This window comes from Arthrobacter gengyunqii (assembly GCF_023022985.1).
Classification (GTDB): Bacteria; Actinomycetota; Actinomycetes; order Actinomycetales; family Micrococcaceae; genus Arthrobacter_B; species Arthrobacter_B gengyunqii.
In genome coordinates, this window is the sequence record NZ_CP095461.1 from 2615038 (window position 1) to 2634658 (window position 19621).

The window sequence follows — 19621 nt, forward strand, 5'->3', positions numbered from 1 at the left end:
GGGCGTAAGGATGTCCAAACGGCGGGGCGGAGAAGGTGTCCCGCCCTGATGGGTGCCTGGCTTAGTGCCGAGCGGTGCCCGGACGGCCGCCGTCGTCGTCGCCGTCAAAGAACCCGCGGGCGTCGTCCTTGTTCTCCCGCGACATCGGATTCGGCGCCGCGGCTGATGCGCCCGCAGACGTTCCCGTTCCGGCGCCGGCCGGGTGCTGGGTCTTGACCTCCTCAACGCCGGCGTCATCAACACCACCGGCGTCGGTGTCCGCCGGCAGATCCGCGTCTTCGTCGGTGTCGTCGCCGCGCTGTGCATCGGAAACGCTCAGGTCGGTGCTGCGGTAGATCAGCCCGGCGATCAAAGCACCCAGAACCGGAGCTGCCCAGAACAACCACAGCTGTTCAAGGGACTCGCCGCCGGCAAAAATGGCTGCGGCCGTGGAACGGGCCGGGTTAAGTGAGCCTCCGGTCATCGGGGACAGGATGCTGAGCAGGACCGCGTAGGTCACACCGACGGCGAAGGCCGCTGAAACAGCGGGAATCCGTCGGACGGTGGCACCCAGGAACACAGCAACCAGCAGTGCGGTGGCGACCACTTCAGCAAGCAATGCGCTGGCGAGCGGGAAGCCCAGCTGGTAATCGGTACCGTAGCCGTTGGCCAGCACACTGAAGATCTGGCGGGTGTCCGTCAGCTCAGGATGGCCCTGAAAGAGGACCCACAGGATGAGGTAGGCCAGAAGTGCACCGATGAGCTGTGCCACGACATAGACGGGAAGTGCTTTCCACGAGGTGCGGCCTGCGGCAGCGCTGCCCAGGCTGATGGCCGGGTTGAAGTGCCCTCCGGAAACGTAGCCGAAGGCGACCATGGCGGCGGCCGCGGCGAGCCCTACGCCCAGCGGGGAAGAGACCCCGCCGGTTCCGCTGAAGATCGCCACGGCTGTTGCGAAGACCAGCAGAAACGATCCCACACCCTCCGCGACGCTGCGGCCCAGCAGCCCGTAACTATGCAGCCGTTTGCGGGGTGCGGTATGGGCGGCGGGTTCTGCAGCGCGCGCGCCTCCGGCGGAGATGGGCTCGGGATTCATTGGCAAAGGTGTCCTCTTCCTCGTTGGTGGAACTCAGCTTGCTTTGCATCAGGCAAACCCATACAGCTTTCCATTTCCTGCTGTGAACTTGCTGAAGACTCGCTGAGGCCTGCACGCTCGATATGCTGGAACGGTGAGCCTTAACCCTGAACATTCCTCTGTCCCTGACCCTTCCCCCAGCGGGTCCGGCGCGGCCTCCTCCCATCTTGCGCGCAATGGCCAGTCAGGAAAAGTGCTGGGCTGCCTGCTGGGCGGCGCCTTGGGTGATGCGCTGGGCTATGCCGTTGAGTTTTCCCGCCTGCCGGAGATCCGCAGCTCCTTCGGTCCCGACGGGCTCCGGGACTTCGCCGTCCTGCCGGCACCTGTTCCGTTTTCGGATGACACCCAGATGACCCTGTACACACTCGACGGGCTGCTGGAGGCGCTGGAATGGGCCAATGCCGGACTGGGCGCCGATGAGACAGCCTGCCTGTGGCTGGCATACCTGCGCTGGTTGAAGACGCAGGGCGTGGCCCTGGATCCGGGTGCTCCCAGCCCGCCGGCCCGGTGGATTGACGACCAGGCCGTGCTGCACCACCGCCGCGCCCCGGGCAGCGCATGCCTGTCCGGACTCTCGGGACCGGACATGGGCACCAAGTTCCGGCCGGTCAACCCGGATTCCAAGGGATGCGGAACGGTGATGCGTTCTGCACCCTTTGGCTTGCTCCCCTATGTGGAGACCGAAATGGTGTACCGGCTCAGCGAAGACGCGGCGGCGCTCACGCACGGGCATCCGTCCGCCCTGCACAGCGCGGCTGTGTTCTCCACCCTGATCCACGATCTTCTGGACCCGAAAGCTTCCCTGCAGAACGCCGCCGGGGCGGCACTGGAACGGGCCGCTAAAAGCGGAGTGCCCGAACTGGCCGAGCGGCTGACCGCCGCCGTGTCGCTGGCGGGCTCCGGCCCGGTTCCCCCCGAGGAGCTGACCAGTGCCCTGGGCGAGGGCTGGGTGGCTGAAGAGGCGCTGGCCATCGGCCTGTATGCGGCCCTGGCGACGGCGTCAGCCGACACGCCGCAGGAACACTTCCGTGCCGCCTTGGCGCTGGCCGTGAACCACGACGGCGACAGCGACTCCACCGGGTCCGTGACCGGCAACATTCTGGGCACGCTGCATGGCACCGAAGCACTGCCGGAGGAGTGGCTGGCCGCCCTGGAGGGCCGGGATGTCATTGAGGAGCTGGCGCGGCAGTTCACCGCGGCCACTGCGGGCTAAGCCTGCCGGAGCGTTCCGGGCCAGGTCCCGTCGATCATCTGCAGGAACTCCGGCTCGGAGAGCACCTCGATGCGCTGGCCCTTGCCGTGCAGGTCCAGGACCCGGCGCGCCTTGCCCGTCAGGACACCGTTGCGCAGGTCCCCCGCCTCGAAACCGTCGCCCATCACCAGCACGGTGGTGGCACGGGTGACGTTGGACGCGGGCTTGGCGCCGAGATCGGCGGCACGGTTCTTTGCCGACTGCCGGGACATGCCGAGGTTTCCGCTGAACACCACGGTTTGTCCGTACAGCGGGTGGCTGGTGTCAGCAAGCAGGTTGGGCGGCGGGTTCTCGCCCTCGGCAGGCCAGCCCGTCCATCCAGTGGCGGCAGCTTTGGCTTCCGTGCCGGTTCCGCGTTCCAGCGCCGCCCGGGTTGCCTTGGAGAGAGCGTCGATACCGGGGATGTAGGCAGGCAGCCGGGACGGAACCATGCCCTGCACTGCAAAGAAGCCGGGCATGTCCGCGGCGCCGGTGCGGCGGACTATGTCCAGCATGATGCCCGCGCACGCGCGGGCGTCCTCCACGGCGTCGTGGTGATTCTGCAGCGGAACTCCGGCGGCCTCGGCCGCGAACGGCAGGGAATGCGACACCAGGGAATAGGTCCGCCGGGAGTGCACCACGGAGCAGGTGTAGTCATAGGCCGGTCCGGGCAGGTCGGAGACCTCCAGCGCGGACCGGATCACGCCCATGTCGAAGGCTGCATTGTGGGCCACCAGCAGGTCCCCGCCGATGAACGCACCGATCTCCGGAAACAGATCGCCGAACCGCGGGGCACCGGCCACCATCCGGGCTTCGATCCCGTGGATGCGGGTATTGCGGGGATCGAAATAGTCATGGCCGGCGGGCGGCCGCATCAGCCAGGACGCTTCATCGACAACCATGCCGTCGCGCACCTTGACCAGTCCCACTGAACAGGGCGAACCCCGGAATCCGTTGGCCGTTTCGAAGTCAATGGCCGTGAATTCAATTCCCACGCGGTGTTCGGTTCCTTAGTTCTTAGCAAGCGGGTTCGATGCAAGCGAGTTCTGAGCAGGCATAAGGGGGGGCGGTCCGGCGATAAAGCGGTGCGGCAGGTTCTCGGCCTATTCGCCGTCGACCGGCTGGACCGGAGGGGCTGCCTTCTTGCGGCGGTGCGAGCGGACCTTGCTGATAACGAACCACACCGCAACCACGAGGCAGGCAACAATAACGATCTTCTGGAAGACCCCTGCGTATTCCTCGACGATGTGCCAGCTTTCACCGAGGTAATAGCCCGAAAACACGAAGATCGAGTTCCAGATCAGGCTGCCCGCAGTTGTCAGGCCCAGGAACTTCCAGACGGGCATCCGTTCAATGCCGGCGGGAATGGAGATGAGGCTTCGGAAAATGGGGATCATCCGGCCAAAGAACACTGCCTTGTAGCCGTGGCGGTTGAACCAGGCTTCCACCTTGTCCACGTCCTCGAGATCCACCAGCGGCACCTTGGACACGAGCCGCCGCATGCGGTCCCGTCCCAGCCAAGCCCCGAGCAGGTACAGGGCCAGGGCGCCGACGACCGAGCCCATCGTTGTCCAGATCAGGGCCGCGATCAGCGAGAAGTTGCCCTGGCTGGCGGCGAACCCTGCCAGCGGCAGGATTACCTCGCTGGGCAGTGGCGGAAAGAGATTTTCAAGGGCGATGGCCAAGCCTGCGCCCGGGGCACCGATGGCCTCCATGACGCTTACGGCCCAGTCGGCGACCCCTCCCAGCGCCGATCCGTCGGTATTGGCGGTGGCAACTGAGGCAAGGATCTGTGTAGTCATATTGACCCCAATTCTGCCTTACGGAGGGGCCGCGGTGAAAACCCGACACCGCTTTAGGCGTCAAACGGGCGGTTTTCAGGGGTCCGGCGGGGTGCTGCGGGAGCCGGCTGATTTCCGCCGCACGGACCCCGCAGCATGCTCCGGATCTGCTCAGGCCAGGGCCTCCACGATGGCCGGGAGCAGCGCCCGGAACGCCTGTCCCCGGTGGCTGATGGCGTTTTTCTCCTCCGGGGAGAGTTCGGCGCAGCTGCGGTCGAAACCCTCCGGGCGCAGGATCGGGTCGTAACCAAATCCGCCGTTTCCGCGCGGCACTGTGAGAAGCGTCCCACGCAGTTCCGCCCGCTCCACCACGGTGTGTCCTCCGGGCAGCGCCAGCGCAGCGGCGCAGACGAAGGCCGCACCCCTGTGCTCGTCCGCGATGTCCGCCAGTTGAGCCAGCAGGAGGTCCAGGTTGGCGGCATCATCCCCGTGCCGGCCGGACCAGCGGGCGGAGAAAATGCCGGGGGCTCCGCCCAGGACGTCCACGGCCAGCCCGGAGTCGTCGGCAATGGCCGCCAGCCCGGTTGCTTCAGCCACCGCGCGGGCTTTGAGCAGCGAGTTGGCTTCGAAGGTCACGCCGGTTTCGGGCACGTCCGGAACGCCTGCCGTGGCGGCGTCAATGACCTGGGTGTCGACGTCGAGCCCCTCGATCCGTCCGCGCAGCAGTTCGCGCAGTTCCCGCAGCTTGCCGGGGTTCCGGGTGGCCAGGACCAGCCTGGCGCCCGCAGGAACGCCGGTGCTCATGCGTTGTCCCCGAGCGACTCCCCCAGCGTCGTCCGCTGGATTTCCGCCAGCTCCGAGGTGCCCAGCAGGGCCAGGTCCAGCAGGGCGTTCAGCTCGTCGCGGTCAAACGGCGCTCCTTCAGCAGTGCCCTGCACCTCTACGAACTTGCCGGATCCGGTCACCACCACGTTCATGTCGGTTTCCGCACGGACGTCTTCAACGTAGGGCAGGTCCAGCATCGGCACGCCGTCGATAATGCCGACGCTGATGGCCGCCACCGTGTCCACCAGCGGGTTCGCGTTGCGGGCAATGAGCTTGTTGTCCTTGGCCCAGGCGAGGGCGTCGGCGAGGGCCACGTAGGCGCCGGTGATGGCGGCGGTGCGGGTTCCGCCGTCGGCCTGCAGCACGTCGCAGTCCAGGACAATTGTGTTCTCGCCGAGGGCCTTGGTATCGATGATCGAGCGCAGCGAGCGGCCGATCAGCCGGGAAATCTCATGCGTGCGTCCGCCGAGCTTGCCCTTGACCGACTCGCGGGCGTTGCGGGTGTTCGTGGCCCGGGGCAGCATGGCGTACTCCGCCGTGACCCATCCCGTGCCTTCGCCTTTCAGCCAGCGCGGCACCCCGGGAGTGAAAGAGGCGGTGCACAGCACCTTGGTGTTGCCGAACTCGATCAGTGCCGAGCCCTCCGCCTGCTTGGACCAGCCGCGGGTAATGGTGATGTCGCGCAGCTGGTCAGGGGTGCGGCCATCAGAGCGGACGACGGCGGTGCCTGCGGAGGGCGTGGAGGAAGGATTGTGTGCGGCTGTAGTCATGCGCCCAGTCTATCGGCCGGCGCCGTCCGGACCGGCAGCGCTGACCCTTGCCTGTTTGCGAAGGATCTATCAGGCAGGACGGTACGCCGTGATTATTGCCGGATGTACACGGCTGACTACTGTTTCAGCCGGCTGCGGACGCCCGCGGCTTCACCGGATTCGATTACTGACTCATCGGGCGAAGCCTCTGCTCCCGACACGTCGATGGAGGGCGGGTCAGGCAGGCTGGCAAGCTTCTTCACCGGAGCCGGCGTTTCACGGCCCAGCTTTCCGTCGATGGTGACACGCAGCCGCGCAGCCGAAATATCCCGGCCCAGCTCGGCCAGGAATTCAGCTGCCTCGTTACGGCTCAGCTTGTGCGTTTCGCTCATTGCCGTCCTCTCGGTCGCCGGTGTCGGTCCCATTGTGCTCCTCCGTGCCTGCCTCGTCCATAACCCGCTGGTACGCCGCCAGGTAGTCATCGCCGATGATGCCCTGAGCGGCCATGGTCTGGAGCGTACTTGACGCCGTGTCCATGGTCTCCTCAGCCTGAGCGGCGCTTGATGCTGCCGTCGGACGCCATGCCGGGTCCAGCAGTGTCAGATCCTCATCATCGACCTTGCCGGCCGCAGTGAGCCGATCCAGCATCTTGAATCCAAGGTCCTGCCGCTTGACCTGGTCGGACAGAGAAGCGTCCAGGGCCCACTGGACCCTCTTCCACCATTCTGCCCGGTCATCGGCCCGGCGGCGCTCAGCCATGGCCTTTCGGTTATCCTCAGACTGCTTTTCCGTATTGATCCTCTGCCGGCGAACCGAGGCCAGCCCGATCCACAACGTAACCCCAGCGCCAATCAGGACGGCCAACGGACTCAAGGCAGCGGCGATTTCCCACCACGCCGGATCGGCACGGGCTAGTTCCGCCGCTTGACTGGCGATCTGTTCAAGCTGTTCCTCATCCATTGCCGGTCAGCCTAGCTGCGTTCCTGCCCGATACGGGTCAGCGCCGCACCCGCACTGCGCATGCCTCTCAGCGCCGCGATTCGATCGGCCGATACTCCTTCTGAGCCCAGGCGGCCCCGGCCTTAATTCTGCCGCCTTCCACCCCGGCGGTACCTGTTCGATGAAGCCGGCCACGGCAGCGGGCACTAACCGGCCGGCAGGACTCCCGGGTTCATCGCCAGCGGCAAGGTAAAAGGACTGCCGACGTCGTAGGAGACACCGGCGACGGCGACGGCCAGGTCTCCGGCGTAGGTTTCCCGCGCCTCTGCGACGGAAACGGTTGCGTCATTCCAGACCGGAAGGTGGGTGAGCAGCAGACGGCGCGCATTTGCGGCCGCAGCGGCTTCACCGGCACGTTTTCCAGTCAGGTGCACTCCTTCGATGGCGTCATCCCGGCCCTCGTGGAAGGCTGCTTCGCACAGGAAGACGTCGCTGTTGCGGGCGGCTTCCTCCAACCCCTCGCAGGAGTCGGTGTCCCCGGAATAGGCCAGGGTACGCACCACGGGATTGCCGTCCGCGTCGACCCCTGCGGCCTCAACCCTCAGCGCGTACGCCTCTTCTGCGGGATGCCGCACCGGATAGGGGGTGACCGTGAACGGACCGATGGACACTTCCTCGCCGCTGGTCCAGTGCCGGAACTCGAAGTCCTCATGCATGCCCGGGTCCGAGGGCAGCCCGTAGGCGGTGGCCATCCGGTTTGCCGTGTCCTGGGGACCCCAGACGATGATCCGGTCCCGGTTCCAGCCCGCCGGATCCCAGTGCACCGCCACATGCAGGCCGCACAGATCCATGCAGTGGTCCGGATGCAGGTGCGTCAGCAGGACCGCGTCAATGTCGCGCAGGTCCATGTAGCGCTGCAGTGCGCCCAAGGATCCGTTACCCAGGTCCAGCAGGATGCGCCAGTCGCGTACGCCGTCGTTGGCGGTCACGAGATAGCAGGAGGCGGGAGAGGCCGGTCCGGGGAAGGAGCCGCTGCAGCCCACGATGGTCAGTTTCATTTAGGTGCCGTTCCGAAGGGCGCCGGGCGGCCTTCCGTTTTCGCGGTTGATGGAGCGGGCTGCGGCCACCATGTCCGGGGTGACCCGGGCCATGCTGCCGGTGGGATAGTGGGCTGCCACGTTCTCGACGTGTTCCACGCTGAGGACTTCGGGGCCCAGGAAACGCCGGGCCAGCAGTTCAAACGACGCCGCGTCCCCCGTGGCCACGAAATGGTGCCGGGGTGCGGTGTCAGCAGTGCGCTGCAGGTTGTGCGAGATGAGGGCCCGGTAAACGTCCTTGGCCGTCTCCTCGGCGCTGGACACGAGCGTGACGCCGTCGCCCATCACGTAGGAGATCACGCCGGTCAGCAGCGGGTAGTGCGTGCAGCCCAGCACCAGGGTGTCCACGTCCTGGGACTTCAGCGGTGCAAGGTACTCTTCGGCGGTGGCCAGCAGCTCCGGGCCTGCGGTAACCCCGGCTTCGACAAACTGCACAAAGGCCGGGCAGGCCACGGAGGCGATCTGCAGGTGCGGGGCAGCGGCGAACGTGTCGTTGTAGGCCCGGGACCCCACGGTGGCTTCGGTGCCGATCACTCCCACCCGGCCGGACCGGGTTGCAGCCACGGCACGCCGCACGGCAGGCTGGATGACCTCAATGACGGGGATGCCGTAGCGGCGGGTGTAGCGCTCGCGGGCGTCCCGGAGAACTGCGGCAGAGGCGGTGTTGCACGCAATAACCAGCAGTTTGACGCCCGAATCCACGAGTTCATCCATGACGCCGAGTGCGTTGGCCCGAACTTCGGCAATGGGCAGGGGGCCGTACGGTCCCTTCGCGGTGTCGCCCACGTAAAGGATGGACTCGTTGGGCAGCTGGTCGATCACCGCGCGGGCGACCGTCAGTCCGCCCACTCCGGAGTCGAAAATTCCAATGGGTGCATTCTGGCGCTGTGCGTCCTTCAGCGGTTCTTTCGTCAGCGTGGAACTACCCGGGTCAGAGCTCATAATGTATCGACAATAGCCCCCGCGGGCTCCGGCGCGTACTCAGCGGAACGTGGCCTTGATCACAACAGGGTGCGAATCATGGCCTGCATCAGTGTCTCCTGCAGCCAGGTGATGAAGTTGTAAACCAGAGCCAGGTAACCGTCAACGTCCTGAGCCTGGGAGGGGTCCGTGATGCCGTGCAGCCGCTCGGTGTCTTCGTCGGTTTCCAGCCCCAGCCGGTCTGCCAGCACCAGGCGCACATCGTTGAGTGCACGGGCAAAATACTGGGCCTGCTCGGCGTTGAGGAGCAGCTGTTTGGACTCCAGAAGCACCGACGCCGCCCGCAGTGCGCCGGTCTTGTCCTCCCGCAGCGAGCGCTCGGTGAGGCGGCGGAATTCCAGGGCTTCGCCGTCGTCGCCCTGCACGCCGTCGGGCAGCAGCCGGCGCAGCGCGGAGTCGTCCGGCACACGTGCACTGGTGTCCAAACCCACCATCGCCGCCAGCGGGTCAGCGTCCGCGGGGCTGTCGGGTTCCAGCATGTTCAGCACGTCGGCAAACAGGCTGCGCAGCAGCTCCCGCTCCCCCGCATCCAGCGATGCCGAAATGCCCTTGCGGGTGGATTTGAATCCGGTTGCCACGTCTGTTCCTATCCGCCGGCCCGTGCCGGTCTGTGCTGCGCTGTTTAGGGCTCGTCGGTCTTTTGGAAGGTGGCCCAGAGGCCGAAGGAGTGCATGGCCACGGTGTCCCGCTCCGCCGATTCGCGTGAGCCGGCGGCAACCACCGATTTACCCTGCTCATGCACTTCCATCATGAGCTTGTTGGCTTTGGCCTCCGAGTACCCGAAGTAGCTGCGGAACACGTAGCTGACGTAGCTCATCAGGTTGACCGGGTCATTCCACACGATCACCACCCACGGCACGTCCTTGCCAACGAGGGACTCCGTTTCGGTACGCTCGAGTGTGTCGGTGCCCGTCGAAGCGCTCAGGACAGCGCCGGGTGCAGTGCTCAACGTCATGACTCCAATTGTAGGTTGGACCCGCTGGCCAAACCGCCACCGAATGCCTTCTACTCAATAAGCGAACGGGGGATAGAGTCTTGACTGTGAACAGCCCTTCAACGTGGCGCCAACCAAATGCCGCCCTGTATACAGACCATTACGAGTTGACCATGCTGCAGGCAGCCCTGCATTCGGGCACGGCCTCCCGCCGCTCCGTGTTCGAGGTCTTTGGCCGCAGGCTGCCGGACGGACGCCGCTACGGCGTGGTGGCAGGCACCGGCCGCATCCTCGACGCTCTGGCCGCCTTCCGCTTCGGCGAGGAGCAGCTGCAGTTCCTGGCGGACACCTCCGTGGTGGATGAGCCCACCCTGGAATGGCTGGCGGGCTTCCGGTTCTCCGGCAACATCTTCGGTTATGCCGAGGGCGAGGCCTATTTCCCCAATTCACCGATCCTCACGGTGGAGTCCACTTTCGCCGAAGCCTGCATCCTGGAAACCCTGGTGCTTTCCGTCCTGAACCATGACAGCGCCATCGCTTCGGCCGCGTCACGCATGGTGATGGCCGCCGACGGACGTCCCTGCATCGAGATGGGCTCGCGCCGCACGCACGAAGAATCAGCCGTTGCCGCGGCCCGCGCCGCGATTATCTCCGGGTTCGACAGCACCTCCAATCTTGAGGCGGGGCGGCGGTACGGCCTGAAGACCGTGGGCACCGCCGCGCACTCCTTCACCCTCCTGCATGACACCGAGCGGGACGCCTTTGAGGCCCAGGTCGGCTCCCTCGGCGCCAACACTTCGCTGCTGGTGGACACGTACGACGTCGAGGCCGGCGTGCGCAACGCCGTCGCCGTTGCGGGACAGAAGCTCGGCGGCGTCCGGCTGGATTCCGGCGATCTGGTGGCCCAAGCGCGGTGGGTCCGCGCGCTGCTGGATGACCTGGGCAATACGGAAACCCGGATCATGGTGACCTCTGACCTGGATGAATACGCCATTGCCGCCCTCGCATCGGCGCCGGTGGATGCCTACGGGGTGGGAACGTCGCTGGTCACCGGGTCCGGCGCTCCGACCGCCGGCATGGTCTACAAGCTGGTCAGCAGGGAAGGAGACGACCATGAGTTTGTCTCCGTGGCCAAGGCAGCCAAGAACAAGGCCTCCCGCGGCGGCCGGAAGTACGCCCTGCGCCGGCTCAATGAGCACGGAACGGCCACCGCAGAGGTCATCGGCATCGGGCACCGGCCGTTGGATGACGGCAATGACCGGCCGCTGCTGGAACAATTTGTTGCCGACGGTGAAATCCTGCCCGGCTGGACCGGGGCTGAAGGCGTGGAGCGGGCGGCAAAGCGGCATGCCGCGTCGCTGGCCGAACTGCCCGGTGCGGTGCACCGCCTGCAGCGCGGCGAACCGGTGATCCCGACAGAATACGAGGAGGAAGCATGACGCGCGCCCTGATTGTGGTTGATGTCCAGAACGACTTCTGCGAAGGAGGTCCGCTCGCCGTTCCCGGCGGCGCCGACACGGCGTCGGACATCACCGACTACATCGAGACGACGCTGGGCCGCTATGACGTCGTGGCCGCCACCCAGGACTGGCACATCGAGCCCGGAGCCCACTTCTCCGACACTCCGGACTACAAGGAGTCCTGGCCGGTGCACTGCGTCGCCGGCACCACCGGCGCCAGCCCGCACCAGGACCTGGACACCGAGCATATTGATGCCTTCTTCCGCAAAGGCCAGTACGAGGCTGCCTATTCGGGCTTCGAAGGCGTACTTGCTCCGGAAGACGAGGTGCCCACGGGTGACCTGGACGCTGCCGTCGTGCCGGTTGATCCCGCCGAGACGGTGAGCCTGGATGACTGGCTGCGGGAGAACGACGTCGATGAGGTCGTCATCGTGGGGCTGGCCACCGACTACTGTGTCCGGGCCACCGCGCTGGACGCCGTCGCGGCCGGCTACGACACGTACGTCATCCCCGAACTGTGCGCAGGGATTGACCGTGCCGACACCCGGGCGGCACTGGCGGAACTGGAAGACGCCGGCGTGGAACTGCTGGACCTGTAAGCATCCACGGCCGGCCTGCTTGGCTAAGCAGGCCGGCCCGGCAAACAGCAAAGAGGTGCCGGAGCGTAATGAACTGCTCCGGCACCTCTTCTGTGTCCTGGGTGTGCACGTATGGCGACCTCTACCCCTCGAGACCCGCTCCTGTGTGCACCTACGGTGACCTCAGTGCGCCGGAACCCGCCAGAGCTGCACACACACCGCGGGGCTGGTACTTCCGACCCGCCAAAGCTGCCCATCAGATCCTTCGTGCAGATCATGGGGCTCGCCGAAATCTCTCGTGCAGATCCCGGGCCCATACCGGCCAAATTCGCATGTTTGCGCCCATTATCTGCACGAAGGAATCGCGCTGGCCCGGTTTAGGCCCGTTATCTGCACGAAGGATCGGCGCAACGGCTCCGGTACGTACAAACGGTGATCTCAGCCGCCTGGAACCCGCCAGAGCTGCACAGTCGATGGCCGCTCCGGGTCCTTTGTGCGGATCAGGGCCCCAAAGTCGCTCGACCCGGTGCTTTGGACTCGCCATCGGCCCTGACGCTCCGGGTTGAGACTTCTCTAGAACAGATAACGGGCCTAAAAACGTCCCCCATGAGCCCGTTATCTGTTCTACGGACGCTAACCATGGACCCGCACCAGCCCGCACGGCGCCGGCGCCGGCACACAACAACGGCGGGTGCCAGCTCCCGAAGGAACCGGCGCCCGCCGTCGTTGTTCTGGTCCCTTTCAGCTACTTGCGGCCGATGAACCAGTCCTGCAGCTTCTTCAGCCGCTGGTTGAGCTGTTCTTCGTTGGCCTGCGCCACGGGCGGTCCGCCGCAGATGCGGCGCAGTTCGCTGTGCACCATGCCGTGCGGCATTCCCGAACGGGCGGACCAGGCGGAGACGTTCTTGGCCAGCTGGCCGCGCAGTTCGGTGAGCTGGCGGTGGTCCATGACCGCCGGGGCCGGTTCGGGCTCGGGCGCCGCTGCAGCTGCCTTGCGGCCCCGGCGGGACTGCTGCTCGTGCTGGCGCTGGCGCAGCAGCATGCCCACCTGATCTGCGTCGAGCAGTCCCGGGATGCCCAGGAAGTCCTGTTCCTCTTCGCTGCCCAGCTCTCCCCCGGTGCCGAACTCGCCGCCGTCGAACAAGACGCGGTCAAAGGACGCCTGGGATTCCAGTGCCTCGAACTTCTGCTTCGTGAGGGAATCCGAAGCCTTTTCCTCGCGGTTGGCGGCCTCCATGAGGCTGTCCTCCAGCGCGAAGCCTTCCTCTTCGAGGTGATTCTCCGGGCGGTCCAGGGCGTGGTCGCGTTCCAGTTCCAACTGGTTGGCCAGGGCCATCAGATTGGGCACGGAGGGCAGGAACACCGATGCCGTTTCACCGCGCTTGCGGGCACGCACAAACCGCCCCACAGCCTGCGCAAAGAACAGCGGGGTTGCCGTGGAGGTCGCATAGACGCCCACCGCCAGGCGCGGAACGTCAACACCTTCGGACACCATGCGCACGGCCACCATCCAGCGCTTGTCGCCGGCGGAGAACTCGTCAATCTTGTCCGAGGCCTTGGCATCGTCGGAGAGGATGACCGTGGGCGACTCTCCCGTGATCTTCTTGAGCTGGCCGGCGTAGGCGCGGGCGTCGTCGTGGTCCGTGGCAATCACCAGCCCGCCGGCGTCGGGCACTGCCCGGCGCACCTCGGAGAGCCGGCGGTCCGCGGCCGCCAGCACCGAGGGAATCCACTCGCCCGTGGGGTTCAGCGCGGTGCGCCAGGCCTGGGCGGTGATGTCCTTGGTGACGGCGGCTTCGCCGAGGGACGCGGCCATTTCGTCGCCGGCGCTCGTGCGCCAGCGCATGGTGCCGGAGTAGGCCATGAACATGACCGGACGCACCACATGGTCCTTGAGCGCCTGCCCGTAGCCGTAGGTGTAGTCCGCCTTGGACCGGCGGATCCCGTCAGGGTCCTTTTCGTACTCCACGAAGGGAATGGCGGCGGTGTCGGAGCGGAAGGGCGTACCGGTGAGGGACAGCCGTTTGACGGCCGGCTCGAAGGCTTCACGGATGCCGTCGCCCCAGGACAGTGCGTCGCCGCCGTGGTGGATCTCGTCCAGGATCACCAGGGTACGTGCCGCTTCAGTCTTGGCCCGGTGCAGCATGGGCTTGGAGGCAACCTGCGCGTAGGTCACGGCAACGCCGATGAAACCGTCGCCGTGACGCCCGTCGGCGTTCTTGAAGTTGGGGTCCAGGGCCAGGCCCACCTTGGCGGCGGCGTCTGCCCACTGGCGTTTGAGGTGGTCGGTGGGCGCCACCACGGTGATCCGCTTGACGATCCCCCGGTCCACCAGTTCGGTGGCCACGCGCAGGGCAAACGTGGTTTTGCCTGCGCCGGGGGTGGCGACGGCGAGGAAGTCGTCTGCGTCCGCGGCAAAGAATTTCTCGAGTGCTTCGGCCTGCCATTGGCGAAGCTTCGGGGCGGTGCCCCACGCGGCTCGTTCCGGGTAGGCGGGCGGCAGGGCCGGTCCGCCGAAGAGGGTGTCTGGGCTCACGCTGTGAACGGCACCTTTCCTGTATTTGGAGTAACAATTGCACTGCGGGCTCCGGAGACAATCCCCAGGCACGCAAAAACGGCCAGGACAAGCCACATGACGCGGTACACGCCGGTTTGTCCGGAAGCTGCGGGATCCTGCAGCAGGGCGAAGAGAATCCCCGCCACGGCGGTTCCCGCCACGGCTCCGAGCTGGTCGGAAATCTGCAGGGACGCGGAATTGCGTCCCCGGTCCGCGGAAGTGGACAGTGCCAGCACCATGACCGAGGTGCTGGAAAGGGCCAGGCCCATGGCTGCTCCCGCGAAGGTCCAGACCAATACGATCACCCAGAAGGGGACCGAGGGAGAGGCAAGCAGCCCGATTCCTCCCACGGACGCGGCCAGCATGGACGCGCCGATCACCAAAAGCCGGTGACGCCGCCCGCGGGCACGAGCCTGGAGGAAGGAACCCACAGCCCAGCCTACCGCTCCTGCGGTCAGCGCCAGTCCGGCAGTGGCGGGGTCCACACCGTGTGTGGCCAGCAGCATCAGGGGCAGGAAGGCCTCGGCGGCCACAAATCCGGCGCTGAGCAACCCGCGCGTGGCGACGACGCTGGGCAGGCCGCGGGCAAGGCTCAGGGTGCCCGGCGGCAGCAGACGGACAAGCGCGACGCCGGCCGCGCCCGCTCCCGCTGCCGCAGCAATCCACAGCAGCACAGCCGCCGACGTCGGGGCGCCGCCTGACGACGCACCCGACGAGGCGGCAGCTGCGCTGCCCGCCCACTGGGCGACAAAGACGGCAACGGCCAGCACCGTTCCCCACAGCGCGCGCCTGCGGCCCGCTGCCAGGTCCAGGGCGGGATTGACCGGCGGGCCGAGCGTGCGGATCCGCGGCCAGAGCACCAGCCCGGCCGCCAGCACAATGGGAATGACGGCGGCAAAGACCCACCGCCAGCTCACGTACTGTGCCAGCAGGCCGGCCGCCAGCGGACCCACCATGGAGGGCAGGATCCACGCCGCAGCGAGCCAACCGAAAATTACCGGCTGCAGCGCGGAGGGGTAGATCTCGCCGATGATCACGTAGACCGCCACAATCATGGCTCCGCCGCCAAGCCCGGACACTGCCCGGCCGGCGGTAACAATCCAGAATTCTCCGGCCAGGGCCGACAGGACGAGGCCGGCAGTCATCAGGACCATGCCGGCCGCCAGCGACGGAAGCGGTCCCTCGCGGTCACATCTGCTGCCTGCCACCACGGTGCCCAGCAGCGATGCGGTGAGGAACATCGAGAACGCCAGTCCGTAACCGGCTCCCGCCGACAGTTCCGAAGCCACCACGGGCATCGCCGTCGTCACCGCCATCGCTTCGAACGCCGAACAGGTGATGATCGCCAGGATGCCCAGCGTGAGGGCTCGGTACCTGGCGGACATCGCGCCGGCCGGGCGCGGCTGCGGAACAGAACCGCTCATGCGCGCGGAGTTACTTCTTGCCGTCCTTGGGCGCGCTCAGCCCTTCATAGATTTCCTTGCAGGTGGGGCACACCGGGAATTTCTTCGGATCGCGGCCCGGGGTCCAGACCTTGCCGCACAGCGCGATCACGGGTTCTCCCGAGAGCGCGGACTCCATGATCTTTTCCTTGCGGACGTAATGGGCAAACCGCTCGCTGTCGCCGGGCTCGGTGTATTCGCGCTGTTCCTCACGCTCGATGACAGCGGTGGAACCACCACCGTCGTCGAGGCGGCGGGCAGGGTCGTTTTCGAAAGGATCGGGAGGAAGACTCATGGTTCCCATCTTAGTACCAGGGGTCATTTGTTCACCGTAACGGCAACCAACAGCTCGGGTGCGCGGCGGTCCATCCAGCGACCGCCAATCCGGATGCCGGCCAGCAGCAGTCCGGCTCCCAGCAGCACGCCGGCCGCCAGTGTCAGCCAGCTCAACAGCGCGCTGCCTGTCACGACGGCGGCCACGGCCAGCGCCAGCACCGGCAGCACAATCACGAGCTGAGCCAGCATGCCCAGGCCCTGGACAAGGGCGGTGCGCCCGCCGGAGCCGGGCGGTGTCTTGAATGCGTTCTCCCCCGGCAGCGGCACGTTGTAGGTGTAACGGGCCGACACCACACTGGACAGGCCCAGGCCGCTGAGCAGCAACGCCAGCGACACGCCCAGCAGCACCGGCAGCAGGCCGGTCTCGCCCAGCAGCACGCACGGCAGCACGGTGGCGAGCAGCACCGTCGGCACGCCGAAAACGGCGCAGGCAATGACGCGGCCGGCACGGTCAGCGGCACCGCTGACACCGGTGCTGATGTGCAGGGCAAAGGCAGTGTTGTCATAGGCCACGTCGGCCGAGAGTCCAAAGGCCAGAAGGAGAGCCACCAGCGGGCCAATGAGCAGCGGGACCACCGGGGTGCCGCCCGTGTTGTTCACGAACAGGAGCACCACCACCAGCAGCGGGATGATGAGCAGGGAAGCGCCGTAGCGCGGATCCCGGATCCAGTAGGTCAGCGCCCGCGCCGCCACCGCGCCGGTGGGGGTTGCCGGGAACATTGCGAAGAAGCCCAGCTTGCCGCCCTTGCGGCGCGCTCCGGCGTTGTGCGGGGGCGTAACCAGCGCCCGCGACAGGAGGACTTTCCAGGCCCAGACCAGCAGCACCAGGAAGACGACGGCGATGACCAGCTTGGCGGCCGCGGTCCCCCACTGGCCCAGGGCAACATCGCCCGGAACAGCCCAGGCTGCTCCCAGCGGGGTCCAGGACAGCGTGCGCGCCAGGGAGGGCAGGTAATCCCCTGCGCCGCTGACACCCGAGGTGATCCCGCCGATAATCGGTCCCAGCAGCATCAGGGGAATGATGGCCACCAGACCGGATACATCCTTGAACCGGCGGGAGGAAGCCAATGAGGTACTCGCTGCCACGGTGACCCGGGCAGCGATAACGCAGGTGAAGACGGCAATGAGGGCGGACAGGAGACCGGCAGCCACTGCTGCGGGGGAACGCCACCAGACCGCGGCTGAAGCAAGTGCCGCCAGCAGGGTGACCACGCCCGGGATTCCGATGAGGCCGCCCAGCGCCAGCCCGGCCAGCAGCTGGGGCAGGGGTACGGCAAACGTGACGAAGCGTGCCGGGTCCAGGGTCAGGTCCACACCGGCGGCGAGGATCGGTATCAGTGCCCACCCCAGCACGGCTGCGGCACCGGCAAGAACAGTGGCGGTGCGGGCCAGTTCCGGGTCGGTCGTGCTTAGGAAAAACAGCCCGCCCAACAGCAGCACCAGGATCGAAATGCCGTACAGCGCGCCAAAAACAATCCCCACGATCTGCCAGGGACTGCGCCGCAGGGAGTTGCGCAGCAGGGTCAGCTTGAGCCTTAGGAGGTGCGCAACCACGGAAGGCCTTCCGAGTGGGTTCGTCCGCCGACGAGCTTTACGAAGCGGTCCTCCAAAGAATCGCCGCCGCGGACTTCGTCCACTGTTCCAGCCGCCAGGAGGTTGCCGCCGGACACCACTGCCACGTGGTCGCACATGCGCTGGACCAGATCCATCACGTGGCTGGAGACGATGACCGTGCCTCCGGTGGCAACGTAGCCTGCGAGGATGTCACGGATGTTGGCAGCGGACACCGGGTCCACCGCTTCGAACGGCTCATCCAGCACCAGCAGCCGCGGCGCATGGATCAGTGCCGAGGCGAGGGCGATCTTCTTGGTCATCCCCGCGGAGTAGTCGACAACAAGGGTGCCCGCATCGTTGGACAGGTCCATTGCCTCGAGCAGGTCGTGCACGCGCTCGGCCACGGTCCCGCGGTCCATGCCGCGCAGCAGGCCGGCGTACGTCACCAGCTGTTCGCCGGTGAGCCGGTCAAAAAGCCGAACCCCGTCCGGAAGCACGCCCATCAGGCGCTTGGCCTTCAACGGTTCCGCCCAGACATCGGTGCCGTGCACCCAGACCTGCCCGTGCTCGGGCCGCAGCAGCCCGGTCGCCATGGACAGCAGGGTGGTCTTGCCCGCGCCGTTGGGGCCTACCAGTCCGTAGAAGGAGCCCGCCGGGACGTCCAGGCTGATCCCGTTGACGGCGTTCTTTTCGCCAAAACGCTTCGCCAGTCCCCGGATCGCCAGGGCAGGGGCAGTCGGGGTTTCCAGCGGCATGGAGTCGGTCATATCAGCACTACTTTCGTCATGCATCCAACGTACCGTCGGGCTCCCGCCGAAAGGATCAGCCGCAAGGACCAGAATTCCGGCGTATCGGGACGGCGGAACCCGTCTGTTGGAGTAGTGGGGTGCTTCTGCCGGCCGAGCTAAGCCAACCGTCCCCGGGGCTACGCCGGGCGGGCCCGTTCATACTGCGGCGCCCACGGCAGCTTGGCATCCAGCGCGTCGGCAGCATGCAGCCACCAGTGCGGATCGCTGAGCGCTGCACGCGCGATGAGCACGGCATCGGCACGGCCCGTGCGCAGGGTTTCCTCGGCTTCATCCGCGGTACGGATCAGTCCGACGGCGCCCGTGGGCACGCCGGCATGCTTCCGCACATGTTCCGCGAACCCGGTCTGATATCCCGGTGCCACCGGGATGGACGCTGCTGGAACTGCGCCGCCGGTGGAAACATCCACGAAGTCGACGCCGCGGTCACGGGCCTGCTCCGCCAGGCGCGCCGAGGTGTGCTCGTCCACGCCGCCGGGGGTCCAGTCCGTCGCGGAAACACGCAGCAGCAGCGGCATGGATTCGGGAATGACCGCGCGGACGGCGTCAATAACCTCCAGCGTGAGGCGGTTGCGTCCCTCCTCGGACCCGCCCCAGCCATCGGTGCGGGTGTTGACCAGCGGTGTCAGGAACTGGTGCAGCAGATAACCGTGGGCGGCATGGATTTCGATGGTGTCGAAGCCTGCGTCCACAGACCGTTCAGCTGCGCGGGCGAAGTCCGCAATGACCTTGCGGATGCCGGTCTCGTCCAAGGCCTCAGGGGCGGCATAGCGACCAAATGGCTCGGCGGTGGGGCCGACGGTGAGCCAGCCGCCGTCGGCCTCGGGAACACTGCCGCGGCCGTCGGCAAACGGTGCGTAGGTCGAGGCTTTGCGCCCCGCATGGGCGAGCTGCACGCCGATCTTGGTGTCCGCGGCGCCGTACCGGTGCACAAAGTCGATGATCCGCCGCCAGGCTTCCGCCTGCTCCCCGGTGTAGATGCCGGTGTCCTGGGGGCTGATCCGTCCTTCGGGATTGACCGCAGTGGCTTCGGTGATGATCAGCGCCGCTCCGCCGGCGGCGAAGGAGCCCAGATGCATCAGATGCCAATCATTCGGCACTCCCGGCGCGTTGACCTCGTCGCAGGAGTACTGGCACATGGCGGCAACCCAGCCGCGGTGGGCCAGTTCAAGGCCCCGCAGGGTCAGCGGATCGAACAGGCCGGGGAACTGGTGAGCTGCGGTATCGGTCATTCCGG

The 19621-nt window shown here is 66.7% G+C and carries 20 protein-coding genes; 3 read left to right on the plus strand and 17 right to left on the minus strand.

Features of this window, described 5'->3' with window-relative positions; all coding sequences use genetic code 11:
- Nucleotides 1-61: 61 nt before the first annotated feature.
- Nucleotides 62-1075 (minus strand): MIP/aquaporin family protein, encoded by a 1014-nt coding sequence (locus MUG94_RS11930; RefSeq protein WP_227906261.1) that lies wholly within the window; start codon nucleotides 1073-1075, stop codon nucleotides 62-64.
- Between the two features lie 133 nt (nucleotides 1076-1208).
- On the opposite strand from MUG94_RS11930, the gene MUG94_RS11935 reads away from it, so the two are divergent.
- Nucleotides 1209-2327 (plus strand): ADP-ribosylglycohydrolase family protein, encoded by a 1119-nt coding sequence (locus tag MUG94_RS11935; RefSeq protein ID WP_423724267.1) that lies wholly within the window; start codon nucleotides 1209-1211, stop codon nucleotides 2325-2327.
- Here the strand turns inward: MUG94_RS11935 and MUG94_RS11940 are convergent.
- From MUG94_RS11940 to clpS, 10 genes are all read right to left on the minus strand, one after another.
- On the minus strand, nucleotides 2324-3340 hold the full coding sequence (locus MUG94_RS11940; RefSeq protein WP_227906262.1) for a 3'-5' exonuclease: 1017 nt from the start codon (nucleotides 3338-3340) through the stop codon (nucleotides 2324-2326). The genes MUG94_RS11935 and MUG94_RS11940 overlap by 4 nt on opposite strands.
- 108 nt (nucleotides 3341-3448) lie before the next feature.
- Complete coding sequence (locus MUG94_RS11945) at nucleotides 3449-4147, minus strand: DedA family protein (RefSeq protein ID WP_227906263.1); 699 nt, start codon at nucleotides 4145-4147, stop codon at nucleotides 3449-3451.
- 150 nt (nucleotides 4148-4297) lie between these two features.
- Nucleotides 4298-4930 carry an RdgB/HAM1 family non-canonical purine NTP pyrophosphatase gene (rdgB, locus tag MUG94_RS11950; protein ID WP_227906264.1) on the minus strand — a complete coding sequence of 211 codons (633 nt, stop codon included), beginning with the start codon at nucleotides 4928-4930 and terminating at the stop codon, nucleotides 4298-4300.
- Nucleotides 4927-5721 carry a ribonuclease PH gene (gene rph, locus MUG94_RS11955; protein WP_227891945.1) on the minus strand — a complete coding sequence of 265 codons (795 nt, stop codon included), beginning with the start codon at nucleotides 5719-5721 and terminating at the stop codon, nucleotides 4927-4929. The genes rdgB and rph overlap by 4 nt, the downstream gene beginning before the upstream one ends.
- A 116-nt stretch (nucleotides 5722-5837) precedes the next feature.
- A complete protein-coding gene (locus MUG94_RS11960; RefSeq protein ID WP_227906265.1) occupies nucleotides 5838-6092 on the minus strand; it encodes a hypothetical protein in 255 nt (84 codons plus the stop codon).
- A complete protein-coding gene (locus MUG94_RS11965) occupies nucleotides 6064-6660 on the minus strand; it encodes a hypothetical protein (protein ID WP_227906266.1) in 597 nt (198 codons plus the stop codon). Before MUG94_RS11965 ends, MUG94_RS11960 begins: the two co-directional genes overlap by 29 nt.
- Nucleotides 6661-6845: 185 nt before the next feature.
- On the minus strand, nucleotides 6846-7697 hold the full coding sequence (locus MUG94_RS11970; protein WP_227906267.1) for an MBL fold metallo-hydrolase: 852 nt from the start codon (nucleotides 7695-7697) through the stop codon (nucleotides 6846-6848).
- Complete coding sequence (gene murI, locus MUG94_RS11975) at nucleotides 7698-8678, minus strand: glutamate racemase (protein WP_227891951.1); 981 nt, start codon at nucleotides 8676-8678, stop codon at nucleotides 7698-7700.
- A 59-nt stretch (nucleotides 8679-8737) separates the two neighbouring features.
- Entirely contained in the window at nucleotides 8738-9295 is a 558-nt protein-coding gene (locus tag MUG94_RS11980) for a DUF2017 domain-containing protein (protein WP_227891952.1), read from the minus strand.
- Between the two features lie 44 nt (nucleotides 9296-9339).
- Entirely contained in the window at nucleotides 9340-9672 is a 333-nt protein-coding gene (gene clpS / locus MUG94_RS11985) for an ATP-dependent Clp protease adapter ClpS (RefSeq protein ID WP_227891953.1), read from the minus strand.
- A gap of 86 nt (nucleotides 9673-9758) precedes the next feature.
- Between clpS and MUG94_RS11990 the strand changes: the two genes are divergently transcribed.
- Entirely contained in the window at nucleotides 9759-11090 is a 1332-nt protein-coding gene (locus MUG94_RS11990) for a nicotinate phosphoribosyltransferase (protein ID WP_227891987.1), read from the plus strand.
- Nucleotides 11087-11710 (plus strand): isochorismatase family protein, encoded by a 624-nt coding sequence (locus MUG94_RS11995; protein WP_227906268.1) that lies wholly within the window; start codon nucleotides 11087-11089, stop codon nucleotides 11708-11710. The genes MUG94_RS11990 and MUG94_RS11995 overlap by 4 nt, the downstream gene beginning before the upstream one ends.
- Before the next feature lie 724 nt (nucleotides 11711-12434).
- Here MUG94_RS11995 and MUG94_RS12000 read toward each other — a convergent pair.
- The 6 genes from MUG94_RS12000 to MUG94_RS12025 all read right to left on the minus strand — a co-directional run bounded on the left by MUG94_RS12000 (nucleotide 12435) and on the right by MUG94_RS12025 (nucleotide 19616).
- The gene (locus MUG94_RS12000; protein ID WP_227906269.1) at nucleotides 12435-14225 is read right to left on the minus strand and encodes a DEAD/DEAH box helicase; all 1791 of its coding nucleotides are present in this window, start codon (nucleotides 14223-14225) and stop codon (nucleotides 12435-12437) included.
- A complete protein-coding gene (locus tag MUG94_RS12005) occupies nucleotides 14222-15670 on the minus strand; it encodes an MFS transporter (protein ID WP_227906270.1) in 1449 nt (482 codons plus the stop codon). Before MUG94_RS12005 ends, MUG94_RS12000 begins: the two co-directional genes overlap by 4 nt.
- A 10-nt stretch (nucleotides 15671-15680) precedes the next feature.
- Complete coding sequence (locus tag MUG94_RS12010) at nucleotides 15681-15992, minus strand: DUF3039 domain-containing protein (protein WP_227891988.1); 312 nt, start codon at nucleotides 15990-15992, stop codon at nucleotides 15681-15683.
- A gap of 14 nt (nucleotides 15993-16006) precedes the next feature.
- Nucleotides 16007-17578, minus strand: coding sequence for a transporter (locus tag MUG94_RS12015; RefSeq protein ID WP_227906271.1), 1572 nt, complete (start codon nucleotides 17576-17578; stop codon nucleotides 16007-16009).
- The gene (locus MUG94_RS12020; protein WP_227906272.1) at nucleotides 17560-18345 is read right to left on the minus strand and encodes an ABC transporter ATP-binding protein; all 786 of its coding nucleotides are present in this window, start codon (nucleotides 18343-18345) and stop codon (nucleotides 17560-17562) included. The genes MUG94_RS12015 and MUG94_RS12020 overlap by 19 nt, the downstream gene beginning before the upstream one ends.
- Before the next feature lie 158 nt (nucleotides 18346-18503).
- Complete coding sequence (locus MUG94_RS12025) at nucleotides 18504-19616, minus strand: NADH:flavin oxidoreductase/NADH oxidase (protein WP_227906273.1); 1113 nt, start codon at nucleotides 19614-19616, stop codon at nucleotides 18504-18506.
- Between the last annotated feature and the right edge of the window lie 5 nt (nucleotides 19617-19621).